Here is a 15,025-nt window from a genome sequence, read left to right on the forward strand (position 1 = left end):
TACATTATTTATGTAAAACATCTATCAAATGTCCGGATGTGTACGGACAGTGTCCGTATTCGTACAGGCGTTACTGTTCGAGCACACTCAATACATAGTTGAGCCATTCCGCATCAGGGATGCTTTTATCGATATAATAATCCGGCATAATGCCTTTTCCGTCAATAGCCAGGTCAGGTATACGCAGGCTTTTGGAAAGAGAATACCCCAGCCTGAACTGTTTATCAGGCGATTCCACCACGTAGGTATTGGAGATATCGAGCACGCCGAACGTTGTGATACCAAAGAGTTTTACCTTTTTGCTTTGCCGGGCCGCCAGCAGGAACTCTTCAGACGTGCTGCCGTTTTTATCATTGATGATGATCGCTACATTTTTCGGGTAAGGGAAAATGGTGTCCAGTTTTTCTATGTTGACGGTTTTTCCCTTATGCAGGTTGACGAACTTGCCCGGATTGTCCTTCAGTGTTTGTATGGCTTCCGTTAACTCCTTCCTTTCAGCATCGGAGATACCGGGCGTAGCCAGGAACCCTTCCATTCTGCTGTTGTTCAGCGGGGTGGACAAAAACGTGGTATTAATGGAACGAATAGGATTGGTATAGAGCAACGGGATGATCTCGTAATAGCTGACATCTGATCCGCCGCCGTTGTTCCTGATATCGATGACCAGGTTTTCGGTACGTTTCAGCAATGCGTCGTTGAGTTTCAGCAAACTGTCAATATCATGTTTGGCGTAGTCTTCGAAAGTGGGTATGCGGAACAGGATGGTCTTATCAGACAGCTGTTGCATAAAAGGCACGCTGGTAGCCATTTCCTTCGCAAACAGAACGGCAGCATTATCATCTCCGGGAAACACTGGGTACTCGCGCTTTAAGAACACGGTTCCCAGTTGCAGCGTATTTTTTCCGATCATTATCGCCTTATCAAATTTATTGGCCGAGAAATCACCCATATAAAAAGCGCCGGCGCTGTCGGCAGCGATGTTCAGCTTTACATAACCGGGCTTCCATGCCGGGTTGCCGGAGGCTAGTATAACGCCTTTGTAACCCTTGTCTTTTTTGATGATGCCTATTTTATAGGAAGAGGTTGTCCAGATGCCTTCCAGTAAAGGGGTTGAAGCGTTGGGGATTCCCTGTTTCACCTGGTCTTCTGAAAGCGCCAGCATTTCAGGAGCGCCGGTGGCGGCCTTCGCGGCCGGGGCTGCGTCGTTTACCGGAATAATGGCATGATGCCCTTTGCGGAAGAACAGCAACCATTCCCGCATAGCGGCGGCACACTGCTCCTTGTCTGTCGCCTTTTTTATTTTTGCCAGGATGTCTTTGTTGTGCTGTTGGTAGGCGGCCATTCCCTTTTGCTGAAGGGCGTACTCAAAGCCGGCGTCATTTTTTTCGAAGGTTTCTTTTACCCATTTGAAATTAGCTTCGCAATGACAGTCTTTTTGGGCCAGGAGGAAGATCGGGCTAAGCAGTAAAAGCAGGATAAACGATGAAAGTTTGTTGACAATCATAGGTAACAACGGTTTGATTTTGGTATCTCCAAATGTATATTTTTCGGAGGAATAACCGTTAATAATTCTATGACTGGTGAAACGGCAGGCATCCATGTACGCCGGATGCCTGCCGTCATTTTATTTTCTGAGCAGTTTCACTTTTGAGTCCATGCCATCAGCCTTCTGATTGGCGGCATCTGCGGTGACAGCGTTATTGCAGGCCCATTCCAGCAGGGCGGTATCCTGTTTGGCTGCCGCCAGTTGCGCCATACGATAATAGGTATACGCTAACAGTTCCCTGTTACGGCTAACACTTTGCAACGCGTGCTGGTACCAGCCTATCGCCTCATCTGTTTTGTTCTGCGCGGCGGCAATACGGCCCATCTGGTAGTACAACGAAAACTCCACGCCATACTGATCATCAGGGATACCTGCCTGTATATAGGATTTCGCCAGCGCCAGCGCTTCATCAGGCTTTTGTTGTATCCGCAGGTTCAGCACTTTCACCACTTTCGACTGTGCCTGTGCAATGGGCGTCAGCGCTTCGTCCCAGTGCAATACCTTAAAGTAGGGATCTACCTGCACTGTCGCCACCGGGCCGTTCACGGGCAATTGCAGCTGACTGGCCTTGTCCTTTATGGTGATATGCTGCAGGGAAGTGGCGCCATTGCGATAGGTAACCAGCACTTCCAGGGGTAACCGGTAAATACTGTCCTGCTGGGTGATGCTAAGCCGAAGGATATTTCCCTGCTGCTGCCAGGAGCTTTGCCATGCAGGTGCGCCGGTGCGGTCAAACCATTGCTGATAAAACCAGTCGAGGCTGCTGCCGTGCGCTTTGGACACTTCCTGTAAGAAGTCGTTCCAGGTAAGGCCGTCGTGGCTGTATTTTTCGCCGATGGTTTGCAGTGCCTGGTGAAATGTTGGTTTCCCTACTACTGTCGCCAGCAGTTCCAGCGCCAGAAAGCCTTTACTGTCGCCAAGGATATGGCCGTTGTTACTGCTGAGCGTTGCCAGGGGTTCATCATTGCCGGCAGCGGCGTTTTTAAGGTATCCCACTCCGCTCTGATCGGACAAATAGCCGGGATATCCTGTCTTCCGGTAGTTGATGGCCCTTGCGCTGTCAAAATGCTCCACCACCTGCAGCGAGCCGTATTGTGCCATGGCTTCGGAGAGCATTTCAGCACCGGTGCTTCCCCTGGTGAGTATTTTGTTGCCCCACCACTGGTGCCCTATCTCATGACCAAAAAGCGCGTAGTTAAATTCCCGCAATGCGCCGGTAGGCATCACTACGCCGCCGAAGATGCTGGCGCCGCCGATGCCGGTTTTTTCGGCCACGGCTTCCGGAAATTCGATGATAGAGAAATTAGGGATAAGCAGCGGCCCGAATTCGGAACTCAGAAAATCAAGTACCGACGCGGCTTTCCGGGAGATGTCATTCCCGTTGATCGCTTTACTGAGGCAGTAGGTGTAAAACGGCATCTTGCCCTGATAGTCCTGCCGGGTATAATTTCCGATATACAGGGAGAAGATGTCAGGCTGGTCATAGTGGAACTCGTAGGTGTTGGTGCCGGCGCCTTTTGTGGCTTTAATAGTGCATGCGGCCATAACGGCCATCAGCGGCTCGGGAAGGGTCACCCACAGGGTGCCGGTACCGCGGAGGTAGTCATCCGTTCCGTCGGCTGCCCGGGCCATCACTTGGGGGTACCACGCGGAACCGTATCCGCCGGCCATACAAAAACTGCTGTCCAGGTAGTACTGAAAAGCGGGGGCGTCTCCCCGTTCGTAGGCATAGGTAAAATGTAAGCGGGAACCCACCGGTTGCGGACGTTGAAAACGCCAGTGGTAAAGCACGTCACCGGAACTGCTAAGACTGGTGTCTACCGTGGCGGCGATGCCACCCTGCAGTTGCAGTTTGGCAGGGCCTCTCCCCTTGCTGATCATTATTTTAACGGAATCAGTGGTAGCGGCGGTAGTTTCAAAAGAGAGATCTCCCTGTACGGCAAAGGTCTTTTTCACCAGGTCGGCCTGTACCTGCAACTGGTAATCCGGCTTCTGCTGGGCGACCAGCCATACCGGTGAAAGTAAATATAAAAGGGCGATAAGTCGGCGCATACTTTTTTTTCACAAAGTAACGCCGGCATACACACAAAAAATAGTATCAGATTAACTATTCAGCTGACGCCGGAATTGATGTGGCGTGCAGCGGTACAATGCCCGGAACACTCTTATCAGATGGGAAGTATCGGAGAATCCGGCGGAAAAGGCAATATCCGTTACCGGCAGGCGGGTGGTAAAAAGCAGTTCCATCGCCCTTTGCGCCCGCATCTTCAGCTGGTAGCCACCCACGGTCATGCCTTCTTTTTCCTTAAAAGCCCGCGCCAGGTAAATGGGATGTACGAACACCCTGCCGGCGATGGACTGAATGGTATGATGCGTATCGAATTCGTTTTGCAGGATTTCCTTCGCCTGTATGAACCAGGGCAGGCGGCTGGCTATTTTCACGTCCGTCACCTCCGACAGCCAGTTGACGATATGCTCCTCCGGCAGGCAGTTGGCGGGCTCTTTCAAAAAGGCGTACAGCAGTTGGTACAAGTCACTGAAAGCACCGGGTTTGTAAATGATCAGCTGCTGCGGAAGGGAACCCTTCAACGTCAGCGCTTCTATCCCTGATTGTTTGAATTCTATGTTCAGGCAGCGTCCGGGCAGCTCCAGGAAACGGTTGGCATGCGTGTAGCCGGCCGGACGGAACAGCAATTGCCCGGGGCTCACCTCATCGTCTGTACGGCGGTTCATTTCATGATAACCACCGTTGACGAGCAGGCTCAGATACGCATTTTCGTGGTAGTGCGCACCAATATGCGTATCCGGCTGGTAAGCCGTGATGTTCAGCCTGAAGAAAGCATTTTCGTTGAACTGCTGCTCCTTGCCAAAATAATGCCCGGGTGAAAGAATGATACTCATAAAAACCGTCAGTAAATATACGATTTATCACAGGAAGATCAACTATCAGGCCTTCGGCCCGATGAGCAAAAAAGGTATACCTTGCAGGGAGCAATGATTTAATAACCCAATGACAAAATATGAACTTAATTAAACCTTCCCGGCTGGCCGCGGGCGATAAAGTCGCCACTATTTCCCTCTCCTGGGGCGGAGCGGGAGAATTGCCACACCGCTACCGGAAAGGCAAAGAACAGTTACAACAACAGTTTGGCCTTGAAGTCACCGAAACAGAAAACGCCCTGAAGCCTGCGCAATGGCTCTACGAAAATCCGCAGGCAAGGGCGGAAGACCTGATGGAGGCATTCGCCGACAAATCGGTGAAAGCGATCATTTCCAATATAGGCGGCGAAGAGAGTGCGCGGATATTGAAGTATGTGGACATAAATATTATCCGGAACAATCCTAAAATATTCCTGGGCTTCTCTGATACCACCACCACACACCTGCTCTGCCTGAAAGCGGGTCTCACCTCCTTCTATGGCACCTCCCTGCTGACAGGCTTCGCGGAAAACGGCGGCATGCACCGCTACCAGATAGAAGACATCAACAATACTTTCTTTACAGCACCGCCGGTGCGCCGGATCATGCCCAATACCGAAGGATGGACATCTGAAAGGCTCGAATGGTTCGACCCCTCCTTACAGGATATCAAAAGAAAGCTGGAACCCAATACCGGATGGAAGTTCCTGCAAGGCAGCGGAACAGTGCAGGGCAGGCTCATTGGCGGATGCATAGACGTACTGGAGTTTCTCAAAGGCACGCCTTACTGGCCGGAAGATAGTTATTGGCAAGACAGCATCCTGTTCTTCGAGACCTCAGAAGAGACGGTCCGGCCGGAACTGATACGCTACTGGATGAGGAACTACGCCCTGCTGGGCATTCTCCGCAAAGCAAAAGCTATCCTGTGGGGACGGCCGTATGATAATCAATACGCCGCGGAATATGAAACAGAGATACTGAAAGTGTTGAAGGAAGAAGGCCTGACGGACATGGTGGTAGTTACCCAAATGGACTTTGGCCATACCTGCCCTACGTTCACACTTCCCTATGGCGTGCTGGCGGAAGTCAACTGCACGGAGAAAACGTTTACACTGCTGGAAGCCGGTGTTCAGTAATAGCAATAAATAACAAACGTATGAAGGACGAGTAACCGCTAGTTAATCAGCCGGCTGCTGATCAGCCGTACCACTTCCTCCTTGTACGTAGGGCCGACAGGGACCAGTTGCCCGTTGGACAACACGATGGCGCCGCCTTTCAGGCCTGTAATATGTTTTACCGCCACAATGCTGGACTTCTGTACCCGGCAGAAATCCCGGGCGGGCAGGCGGGCTTCCAGGTCTTTCAGGTTCAGCAGTGTCATCGTTTTCGTATGCCCATGCCAGATAGTGACGTAATTTTTTGCGCCTTCTATCTGGATGATATCTGCGATGTTGATTTTCTCCAGACACCCTTTCACGCCGGTTTTCACAAAAAAATGATCTTCTTCCGCGTGGACGTTTTGTTCCCTGTACTTATTGACCGCCTGTAAAAAACGTTCGTACCGGACGGGCTTCACCAGGTAGTCAACCACGTTCAGGTTAAAGGCTTCTACCGCGTAGTGGGTATACGCTGTAACAAAAACGATGGCCGTCTTCCCTTTCTGCTGACCGGCAACTTCCAGTCCGTTCAGCAGCGGCATTTCTATATCACAAAAAATGAGGTCAACCTGCTGCTGCATACAGTAGCGCACCGCCTCCCCGCTGTCTGAAAAAGCAGCCAGTAAATCCAGCGACGGCGTCATGTTGATATAATATTTCAGCACGTCTATCGCAGCAGGTTCATCGTCGATCACAACAACTTTAATGGCCATTACGCAGTGTTAGTTTAATAAAATAGGTGTCTGCCGTATCGTGTATCAGCAGCTCGTGGTGATGGCCATAGGCCATCCGGAGCCGTTCTTTCATATTATGGATACCTACTTTGGTTGAAGGGACGGCCATGTTATGGGCCTTTTTCTGATTCTCACAGCTGAATACCAGCTGCTCTTCTGTCACCTCCAGCAGGACGCGGATAGGCTGCCTGGCATCACTGGCATCCGCATGTTTGACGGCGTTTTCCACCATCGTAATTAACACAAAGGGAATAATCCGCCTGCTTCCTATCACGCCGGTTTTGCCGAAGGTGGCATAAAACCCCACCCCAAAGCGCAGCTCATTCATCTTTAAAAACTTCCCGATATATTCCACTTCATCTTTCAGCAACACCATCCCGTCCTTCGCCAGATCGTGCGTATCAAAGGCATACCGCATAATTTCAGACAGCGTCAGAATACCTTCGGAGAGCTCTTTTGAATAAGGGAGCGACCGGGCATACAAATAGTTCAGCGAATTAAACAGGAAGTGGGGATTCACCTGCGCCTTCAACAGTTCGTATTCCGCTTCCCGCTTGTCCAGTTCCAGTTGTTTATTTCTTTTGTTGATATCGTTGGAAATGGCCACTTTGACGATGACCACCGTTAACACAGTAATGATCGTCACTCCCAGCAACACGTCCGATGTAAGCGCCAGCGGGTCAGTGATAAAAACCTTGAAGGTATCCGGGTAAAAAAAATAATTGATCCCCTGGTCTATCATCAGGTACAGTGCAAACAACAACCCACCGGCAACCAGGAACACGGGCAGCCGGGCTTTGCGGGCCGACAGGTCATAAAACAGGTTGAAGACCAAAAAACAGAGCGATGACACCAGCACACAGGAAAGCAATTGCTGCAACAGGTATGTCCAGCTGGATATCCAACTGAGAAACCCGGCTCTTAACACCGGGTCTTTCAGATGACTATTGACATAATAGGTTTTGGCATTAATCACGATCAGCACTACCGCCAGCCAGCCGGCAATTTTCCAGTACGGAATTCTGGGGTGTTTGATGATCTCTTTTAAAAGTCGGGCAACGGCTATCCCTGGCATACTCGTTTTCTATTTACCTGTCGTGAACCACCTGATGGCGGCCTGCACACTTTTATCGTTGTCCAGATGCTCAAAATCGGCCCCGTCAGCAACCACTACATCAGGAGCCACGTCCACCATGTACTTCCGGCCGGCCTTGTCTTCGGCCCAGGCGGTTGACAGGCTTAAAGTAACATCTTTTCTTATAAAAATGGTTTCATTTCCGGAAATCTGTCCCCTGGTGGGGCTTCCAAAGAAGCGGGCACGGTTGCTGCCCTTCAGTGCAATGGCCGCATGCTCACCGGCGCTGGTGGTATAACCGCTGATCAGCACCGCTACTTTCACAGCTTTTTTCAACGGGCAGGTCTTTTTCAGTTTTATGATCTCCAGGGTGTCATAAAACAGGTTGCCATCTTTTAAACGCATCTCTTCCCGGTCGTTATTTTTTTTGGCAAAGGCGAAACAAAGGCCGTTATCCAATACAGCAGACAAACCGCCAATGAGCGCCGGTGAACTGCCGCCGCCATTCAGCCGCAGGTCTATGATGAGACCTTTAAGGTGGTTTGGTTGCAGCACACACAGGGAATCTGATATGTCTTGCGCAATGGCCGACATTTTTTCAATCGCCTCCTGCATGTCCTCCGTTGGTTTTATACCGGCAGCCGGGATGGCGATGTAACCATACCCGCCAGGCAGCATGACCGTACGTAAACGGCTATATCCTTTGTTGGCGGCATCCCGCATTTCAGGGGTGATTTTACTGTCCACGAACGCCCAGGCATCGGGGTTGCCATTTACCTTGTCTTTCCAGGACATGCTGCTGTGCATATCTTTCAGGGCCTGCATCAGCGGACCGAAAGCCTCCAGCACCGCCGCCACGCTGTCTGCTTTTGTGATGTCCATTTTTTGATAGACAAGAGGCGTTAAAGAATCCCAGTTAACCTGCTGCGCATAGACGGACTTCGTTTTCACCAGGGTAAAAACAGTATCAAACAAGGTTTTCTGCGCGTACAGGGAGGTAGCGCTCATGAATAACAGTACACAAAAAAACAATTTTCTCATCCGGTGTTTTTTTAGGCGCTAAACTATTCAGCACCGTGCCTTCCGGCAATTTATTTACACCAAATGAAGGATTCGCGGTACCAAAAGCTTACCCCAGCGATTGCCTGAATGCCAGTGGAGAAAGGTTGGTCTTCGCCTTAAAAAGTTTACTGAAAGACTGAGAGTGCTCAAAGCCAAGTTCATAGGCAATTTCACTGACGGTCAACGTTGTTCCGATCAGCTTCTCTTTTGCTTTTTCAATGAGTTTTTCATGGATATGTTGTTGGGTGTTTAATCCGGTGGTGACTTTTAACAGCGAACTGAGATAGTCGGCAGACAGGTTCAGCTGCGCGGCCAGGTAGTTGACGGTAGGCAGGCCTTCTTTGTGCGTATTTTCAAAATAGTCCTCCAGCAGGGTTTCCAGCTTTTCCAGCACCTGGTGGTTGGCCACCTCCCGCGTAATGAACTGCCGTTGATAGAAACGTTCCGCATAACTGAGCAGCACCTCTATCTGGGAGGTAATGATCTGCTGGCTGAATTTATCGATGCTGGTCTGATACTCCCGCTGGATATTCTGTACAATGCCGGTCATCACGGCTTCTTCCTTCTCGGAAAGAAACAGTGCCTCCCGGACAGAATAACTAAAGTATTTGTATTTTTTAATGTTTTGTGCCAGTGGCAGGTTTCTGAAAAAATCCGGGTGGATGAGCAGCATCCATCCGGATTTCCCTGGCGCGTCCTGTTTTATTTCTATCCTGAACACCTGTCCCGGCGCTATGAAAAACATGGTGCCCTCATCAAAATCATATTGCAGTTGCCCGTAGTTAAATTTGGCGTCAAACCCTCTTTTCAGCGCTATAAAGTAGAAGTCGTATACCCAGCTGATATCGTTGATCCCCGGGGGAAGTTTGACATCATTATAATCCACCAGGCTTACCAGCGGATGTTCCGGGGGCGGTAAGCCACGGGTGCGATGATAATCGCTGACAGACCTTAACCGTTGAATATTGTTGTTTGTCATGAACCAAATTTTAGCGGCGGTCACCAGGACACTTCTCCGCCGTCGTTAAAGAATTTGCCGGTCGCTGTTCTGTCTGCGGACATTGCCAGCTCCACGATGGGCTTCGCCCCTTCTGCCGCCGTTTTAAAGCCCTGGAATCCGTTCAGGTCGGTAGCGGTGTAGCCGGGCGTAACGCTGTTGACCGTAAAGCGCTCGTCCCGCAGTTCGTTGGCCAGCATCACCGTAAAAGCGTTTACGGCTGTTTTGGTAGCGCCGTATGCGGAATAGAGCGTCCAGTTAGCGCGTCTGTCGGAAGTGGTATTCATCGTCAAAGACCCAACCTCGCTGGATACATTGATGATGGATGGTGCAGCAGACTGCTTCAACAAGGGTAACATGATCTGGGTGGTCTGTACCATGCCAAAGAAATTCGTCTCAAACAGGTCCCGCAGGTTCTGCATACTGTCGCCGGCCAGCTGCTGGGGCTGCGCTCCTGCGATGCCGGCGTTGTTGATCAGCACGTCCAATGAGCCGGTCTGCCGGCTGATGGCATCCTTTGCCTGGCTGATGGAATCCGCGTCCGTCACGTCCAGCTGAACAGCTGCCACATTGGACAAGCCGGCGGCTGTCAGTGCTTCAACAGCTTTTTGTCCATTTTCCAGGTCCCTGCTGCCGATATATACAAAACACCCCTGTTGTGCCAGCTGCCTGGCTGTTTCCAGTCCGATGCCCTTGTTGGCGCCGGTAATCAAAACGGTCTTCATATTACACTATAAAATTAAAAAATCCGATGGAACTATTTCCTTTTGCAAATATCCGAAGGCCTGTAGGCAGGCATGTAGCCTAATCCTGTTAGTTTGTAGTCAAATACCGGGACAGTTTAACTACTGTCCGCCTGGATGTTACGTATTCCCCGATATTTTCGGCAGGATTTACCGAAACCGCATTAAATTACAGGCCTGTGTAAATCATCAGCATGTATGAAGTGGATTACCCGTGAGCGCCCTAAGATTGACCGGATTGCCAGTCCATGGCTCATAAAGCGATTTGTGGACGCTACGGCGGAGTTTATGTATGTGCCCTTTGACCAGGTAATTCCTTTGGCGGAAGCGGAAGGCGCCATCCCTTTTGACGTAGTGGGTGTTGAGTATACGCATTACGAAGACCAGTGTACATTTGATTACATTATCAAAAAACATGGCATCGATGATCCTGCAGTGCTGATCATGGCGCCTATTGTCCGTGGCGCGGACACCGACCGTCACGATTTTGCCGCCCAGGCTTCCGGCCTGTGGGCCATATCTGCCGGGCTGGCCTACAACGAATCTGATGATCAGGCTTTGCTCGAAAAAGGGATGATGCTGTATGACGCCCTTTACAGCTGGGCCAAATACCTCCAACACGTTAAGCACACCCAGCAGCCGTTTGAGCAACAACTGATGGATATTTTCAACAAATATCTCCAGCAGGAAAAAGACAGCAGGAAGGTGCCAGGGTGGGCCAAAGAACTAAAAGACATCATCCAGGACCAGATAGACACCAACCTGAACCTCAGCCTGAAAGGCTTGTCAGAAACACTCCAGGTACATCCGGCATACTTATCGCGGGAGTTTTCCAAGTATTTTGATGATCTGTCATTTGGTGACTATATCCGTAAACTGCGGATCGATAAGGCAGTCCAATTGTTGAGCACTACCAGCCATTCCCTGACTGAAATAGCCTATCTCACCGGGTTTTCAGACCAGAGCCATTTTACCCGGGTCTTCAGGAAATTTACCGGTAAAAGCCCATCTGTCTATAAAAAGGGGCTGACAAAAAAGTAAAAAACAGGCCAAAGCTTATTATTCGTTCTATTTTTTGATATCCGGGAGCTGGAAATTGCAGTTATAACATCTTACCCTGTAATACATCTCTTATGAAACGCACTATCTTACCGCTGTTATCTTCAGCAGCTTTTATGTTGTTATACACGGCTGCGTGCAACAACCCTACTTTTCCGGCAGCGCATGCAGACACCACCAAACGCAATAATATCTTGTGCCCTCCCGGCAGCAGCAAGCTGGACGTGCAAAAGATTGAAGCTGTTACGGGCATGAAAGGAGTGTCAAAAAACGGGGAATATAAGATCACCGTTCCCCAAAACGACCTGAGCATAGTAGTAGACGGGTTCAGGATCATTCCACCTATGGGACTGGGCAGCTGGGCGGCCTTTACGCCCTGCGCCGGCAACGTTATGGTCATGGGTGACATTATTGTTACCGAAACAGATCTCGCACCGGTGCAACAGGAAGTGATACGCCAGGGCTTTACCATCACGGCTATTCATAACCACTTTGTCCGGAACCATCCCAATGTGATGTACATGCATATTGACGGCAAAGGCCCAACAGAGAAGGTCGCTTCCGCCGTCAAAGCCATCTTCGACAAAGTGGCAGCAGTAAGAGGCAAAGACCCTAAGGCAGGCAGCGCAGACAGCGTTCAGAACACCATTGATACAGCGCTCCTCGATCGTATCATCGGACAACACGGGGAAATGAGCAGAGGTGTTTATAAATATACCATTGGCCGCCCTGATGTCGCCCTGCAAGAGCACGGCATTCCTGTAAGCACCTTCATGGGATTCAACACCTGGGCCGCCTGGCAAGGCACCAATGAAAAAGCAGCCGTAGCAGGCGATTTCACCATGCTTGAAAATGAAGTGGAACCGGTCATCAAAGCACTGATTGAAAACGGCATTGAAGTGGTGGCCGTACATAACCACATGGTGCATGAGCAACCCCGCATCTTTTTCCTGCACTATTGGGGCGTGGGACCGGCAGCAAAACTGGCCCAAGGCTTCAAAGCCGCACTGGACCAGACAGGGAGAAAGCATCGATAATTCCTCCCAAAAGTAAAAAACAGGCCAAACCTTCTTATTCGTTCTATTTTTTGGATATCCATAGTATGAACTTGCAGGTGTAAACCAACATCTCCAAAAAATGGACAATAGCAAATCAACCATACCATACAGCCTGCGGGACCTCGTCATTTATTTTTTAAAACTGGGCACCTGGGGCTTCGGCGGCCCGGTAGCGCTGGCGGGGTACATGCACCGTGACCTCGTTGAAAACAAACAATGGATCAGTGAAGAGGACTACAAAGAAGGACTGACACTGGCCCAATTGGCTCCCGGCCCGTTGGCCGCCCAGCTGGGTATATACATGGGATATGTTCATTACCGGTTGCTGGGCGCCACGCTGGCCGGCCTGGCATTTGTGCTCCCTTCCTTCCTGATGGTAGTGGTCCTTGGGTTCATCTATGTCCACTGGCAGGGCATCCCCTGGATGCAGGCCGTTTTTTATGGTGTAGGCGCTGCCGTTATCGGCATCATTGGTATGAGCGCATGGAAACTGACCCGTAAATCTGTGGGAGGTAACAAGTTATTGATTGTTATCTACATCACGGCAGCAGCTTACACGGTATGGCAGGAAAACGAAAACATCTGGTTGTTCCTCGGTTCCGGAGTGCTCTACTGGCTGTTAAAAGCGCCTCCCACCCGGTTAACCTTCCCCCGGAAAGGAACAGTGATGACTAAATTACTGGCCCCCGCCGCCTTACTGAATATCACTAATAGCACTTCCGGGAAAACACTTTGGCAAATACTTTTGTATTTTACCAAGGCGGGGGCTTTTGTGTTTGGCAGCGGGCTCGCTATTGTGCCTTTCCTCTATGGCGGCGTTGTAAAGGAATATGGCTGGCTGAATGAGCAGCAGTTCGTAGATGCCGTAGCAGTGGCGATGATTACGCCCGGCCCGGTGGTGATCACCGTAGGGTTTATCGGGTATCTTACCGCCGGCCTTTCGGGTGCGGGCGTGGCCGCCTTCGGGACTTTTTTCCCTTGTTACCTTTTCACCGTGCTGCCAGCCCCCTATTTCAGGAAGTATGGCAAACACCCAGGGATCAGGGCTTTTGTGGACGGTGTGACGGCTGCCGCTATCGGCGCTATTGCGGGCGCCGTCATTGTGTTGGCGAAACGATCGCTCATAGACGGCTATACGATAGCCATTGCTGTACTAACAGCATTTATCCTGTGGCGGTCCAAAAAAATACCGGAACCAGTCATCATCCTTGCGGCTGCCGGTATCGGTTTGCTGGTGAAAACGATTTCTTAATATAAATACAGATCGTTATATAAATATATTTGATGAATGAATGCTTCCTATAGAAAGATCGTCTCCCTGAGCAGTATCGTGTTATTCACCCTTCATGCCTATGCGCAACCCAAACCGCTGCATATAAAGGACATGCTTTCCCTGCTACAGTCCGCACAGCCGCAGATGAAGGCATATGCGGCACAGGCGCAGAGCAGTCAGTATGGCGTTGGTCTTGCGAAGAACACCCTGCTGCCGGACATCAACATCGGCTATCAGGCAGGATATGCCACCTACAACAATGTCACCGGGATGAGTTATCCGGGATTGATACTCCCTATCAGCGGGCCTCCTGTTGCCGGCAATATCTATGATCCTGTGCCAGGTACCGCCGCGGGCGCGATACTGAAGTGGAACCCGCTCACTTTCGGTCAACGCAGTGCGGCCATCGAAAAAGCCAGCGCCCAGTACAAGCTGGCCAACAGTACCTATAACGATGCGCTGTTCCGTCAGCAGTATGCAGCGGTAGCCACCTACCTGGACGCCGTGTACCTGCAAAAACTCATACAAACCTACCAGGCTAATATCGACAGGACCAAAGCCGGACTGGAACAATCACTGGTGTTTACGCGGCAGGGACTACGCCCGGGAATAGACACCACACAGTTCCAGGCAGCCCTGGCGCAGGCCACCACGGACCTGCTGATCGTGCAGCGCCAATACTATGCGCAGATCACAGAACTCACCCGGCTGACGGGACTGCCCGACGCGCCAACAAACATATTGCTGGCAGACACCTCCCTGCTCAACCAACTGCCGCTGATAGCCGACCCCACTGCTGGTCCGGCAGGAAATCCTGTTTACCAGTATTACCAGATGAGAAAGGAAGTAACAACATCCGCTCTGAAAGAAGTGGAACGTATATGGCGGCCTAAGCTGGACCTGTGGGCCAATGCCTATGCAAGAGGCTCCGGCGTAAAAGCCGACGGCACCATCGATAAAGCGGACGGCTGGTCGCTTTCCCATAAGAACTACGGCGCAGGCATTCAGCTCAGTTTCCCTATCCTTCAGTTTTCTGAAGTCCACCTGAAAAAGAAACAATACCAGGCTATGGTTAAAGCCGACGAGGCGCAGCTGGACCAGGTGGCGTTAAACCTGCAAAAGCAGAAAGAAACGGCCCGGTACAACTATAGTCAGAACATGCTGATCACGAAACAGGCAGTAGTGCAGTCGCAGGCGGCCCGTTTTGCTTTTGACGGCCTGCAACTCAGTTACAACAGCGGTCTGATCGACTTCACGCGGCTGATACAAGGTCAGTACGACCTGCTGAAGGCGGAAACCGGAGAAGCCGCCGCCTTCCTGCAGGCATGGCGTTCCCTGTTGGACATCGCCGTAGCAAACGGCCAGCTGACAACCTTTACAGACAATCTGAAATAAAGCTATA

At 50.8% G+C, this 15,025-nt stretch carries 13 protein-coding genes; 5 read left to right on the forward strand and 8 right to left on the reverse strand.

The genetic code is table 11. From position 1 onward, the window contains the following. Nucleotides 1-70: 70 nt before the first annotated feature. From ACTJJS_RS24415 to ACTJJS_RS24425, 3 genes are all read right to left on the reverse strand, one after another. A complete protein-coding gene (locus ACTJJS_RS24415) occupies nucleotides 71-1,504 on the reverse strand; it encodes a S41 family peptidase (RefSeq protein WP_440665713.1) in 1,434 nt (477 codons plus the stop codon). A 120-nt stretch (nucleotides 1,505-1,624) separates the two neighbouring features. Then, nucleotides 1,625-3,598, reverse strand: coding sequence for a M1 family aminopeptidase (locus ACTJJS_RS24420; protein ID WP_440665715.1), 1,974 nt, complete (start codon nucleotides 3,596-3,598; stop codon nucleotides 1,625-1,627). Nucleotides 3,599-3,649: 51 nt separating this feature from the next. Next, on the reverse strand, nucleotides 3,650-4,447 hold the full coding sequence (locus tag ACTJJS_RS24425; protein ID WP_440665717.1) for an AraC family transcriptional regulator: 798 nt from the start codon (nucleotides 4,445-4,447) through the stop codon (nucleotides 3,650-3,652). Nucleotides 4,448-4,566: 119 nt separating this feature from the next. On the opposite strand from ACTJJS_RS24425, the gene ACTJJS_RS24430 reads away from it, so the two are divergent. Then, entirely contained in the window at nucleotides 4,567-5,601 is a 1,035-nt protein-coding gene (locus tag ACTJJS_RS24430; protein WP_440665719.1) for a S66 family peptidase, read from the forward strand. 38 nt (nucleotides 5,602-5,639) lie between these two features. Here ACTJJS_RS24430 and ACTJJS_RS24435 read toward each other — a convergent pair whose 3' ends face one another. The 5 genes from ACTJJS_RS24435 to ACTJJS_RS24455 all read right to left on the reverse strand — a co-directional run bounded on the left by ACTJJS_RS24435 (nucleotide 5,640) and on the right by ACTJJS_RS24455 (nucleotide 10,215). Next, complete coding sequence (locus ACTJJS_RS24435; protein ID WP_440665721.1) at nucleotides 5,640-6,335, reverse strand: LytR/AlgR family response regulator transcription factor; 696 nt, start codon at nucleotides 6,333-6,335, stop codon at nucleotides 5,640-5,642. Further along, a complete protein-coding gene (locus ACTJJS_RS24440) occupies nucleotides 6,325-7,431 on the reverse strand; it encodes a sensor histidine kinase (RefSeq protein WP_440665723.1) in 1,107 nt (368 codons plus the stop codon). Before ACTJJS_RS24440 ends, ACTJJS_RS24435 begins: the two co-directional genes overlap by 11 nt. 9 nt (nucleotides 7,432-7,440) lie before the next feature. Continuing rightward, nucleotides 7,441-8,472: a S41 family peptidase gene (locus tag ACTJJS_RS24445; RefSeq protein ID WP_440665725.1), complete on the reverse strand. Its 1,032-nt coding sequence runs from the start codon at nucleotides 8,470-8,472 to the stop codon at nucleotides 7,441-7,443. 88 nt (nucleotides 8,473-8,560) lie between these two features. Then, complete coding sequence (locus ACTJJS_RS24450) at nucleotides 8,561-9,472, reverse strand: helix-turn-helix domain-containing protein (RefSeq protein ID WP_168874823.1); 912 nt, start codon at nucleotides 9,470-9,472, stop codon at nucleotides 8,561-8,563. A gap of 20 nt (nucleotides 9,473-9,492) precedes the next feature. Then, nucleotides 9,493-10,215 (reverse strand): SDR family oxidoreductase, encoded by a 723-nt coding sequence (locus ACTJJS_RS24455; RefSeq protein WP_440665728.1) that lies wholly within the window; start codon nucleotides 10,213-10,215, stop codon nucleotides 9,493-9,495. A 216-nt stretch (nucleotides 10,216-10,431) separates the two neighbouring features. On the opposite strand from ACTJJS_RS24455, the gene ACTJJS_RS24460 reads away from it, so the two are divergent. The 4 genes from ACTJJS_RS24460 to ACTJJS_RS24475 all read left to right on the forward strand — a co-directional run bounded on the left by ACTJJS_RS24460 (nucleotide 10,432) and on the right by ACTJJS_RS24475 (nucleotide 15,018). Beyond that, a complete protein-coding gene (locus ACTJJS_RS24460) occupies nucleotides 10,432-11,274 on the forward strand; it encodes a chromate resistance protein ChrB domain-containing protein (protein WP_440665730.1) in 843 nt (280 codons plus the stop codon). A 92-nt stretch (nucleotides 11,275-11,366) separates the two neighbouring features. Continuing rightward, nucleotides 11,367-12,329, forward strand: a complete 963-nt coding sequence (locus ACTJJS_RS24465) for a DUF1259 domain-containing protein (protein WP_440665732.1) — start codon at nucleotides 11,367-11,369, stop codon at nucleotides 12,327-12,329. Nucleotides 12,330-12,429: 100 nt separating this feature from the next. Continuing rightward, nucleotides 12,430-13,602, forward strand: coding sequence for a chromate transporter (locus ACTJJS_RS24470; protein WP_440665734.1), 1,173 nt, complete (start codon nucleotides 12,430-12,432; stop codon nucleotides 13,600-13,602). 36 nt (nucleotides 13,603-13,638) lie between these two features. Next, complete coding sequence (locus tag ACTJJS_RS24475) at nucleotides 13,639-15,018, forward strand: TolC family protein (RefSeq protein ID WP_440665736.1); 1,380 nt, start codon at nucleotides 13,639-13,641, stop codon at nucleotides 15,016-15,018. The last annotated feature ends 7 nt before the right edge of the window (nucleotides 15,019-15,025 follow it).

This window comes from Chitinophaga sp. 22308 (assembly GCF_052045305.1).
GTDB lineage: Bacteria > Bacteroidota > Bacteroidia > Chitinophagales > Chitinophagaceae > Chitinophaga > Chitinophaga varians_A.

Excerpts from the sequence above, each read along its gene's own strand:
- ACTJJS_RS24415 (WP_440665713.1), bottom strand. The coding sequence starts at position 1,504 with ATGATTGTCAACAAACTTTCATCGTTTATCCTGCTTTTACTGCTTAGC.
- ACTJJS_RS24420 (WP_440665715.1), bottom strand. The coding sequence starts at position 3,598 with ATGCGCCGACTTATCGCCCTTTTATATTTACTTTCACCGGTATGGCTG.
- ACTJJS_RS24425 (WP_440665717.1), bottom strand. The coding sequence starts at position 4,447 with ATGAGTATCATTCTTTCACCCGGGCATTATTTTGGCAAGGAGCAGCAG.
- ACTJJS_RS24430 (WP_440665719.1), top strand. The coding sequence starts at position 4,567 with ATGAACTTAATTAAACCTTCCCGGCTGGCCGCGGGCGATAAAGTCGCC.
- ACTJJS_RS24435 (WP_440665721.1), bottom strand. The coding sequence starts at position 6,335 with ATGGCCATTAAAGTTGTTGTGATCGACGATGAACCTGCTGCGATAGAC.
- ACTJJS_RS24440 (WP_440665723.1), bottom strand. The coding sequence starts at position 7,431 with ATGCCAGGGATAGCCGTTGCCCGACTTTTAAAAGAGATCATCAAACAC.
- ACTJJS_RS24445 (WP_440665725.1), bottom strand. The coding sequence starts at position 8,472 with ATGAGAAAATTGTTTTTTTGTGTACTGTTATTCATGAGCGCTACCTCC.
- ACTJJS_RS24450 (WP_168874823.1), bottom strand. The coding sequence starts at position 9,472 with ATGACAAACAACAATATTCAACGGTTAAGGTCTGTCAGCGATTATCAT.
- ACTJJS_RS24455 (WP_440665728.1), bottom strand. The coding sequence starts at position 10,215 with ATGAAGACCGTTTTGATTACCGGCGCCAACAAGGGCATCGGACTGGAA.
- ACTJJS_RS24460 (WP_440665730.1), top strand. The coding sequence starts at position 10,432 with ATGAAGTGGATTACCCGTGAGCGCCCTAAGATTGACCGGATTGCCAGT.
- ACTJJS_RS24465 (WP_440665732.1), top strand. The coding sequence starts at position 11,367 with ATGAAACGCACTATCTTACCGCTGTTATCTTCAGCAGCTTTTATGTTG.
- ACTJJS_RS24470 (WP_440665734.1), top strand. The coding sequence starts at position 12,430 with ATGGACAATAGCAAATCAACCATACCATACAGCCTGCGGGACCTCGTC.
- ACTJJS_RS24475 (WP_440665736.1), top strand. The coding sequence starts at position 13,639 with ATGAATGCTTCCTATAGAAAGATCGTCTCCCTGAGCAGTATCGTGTTA.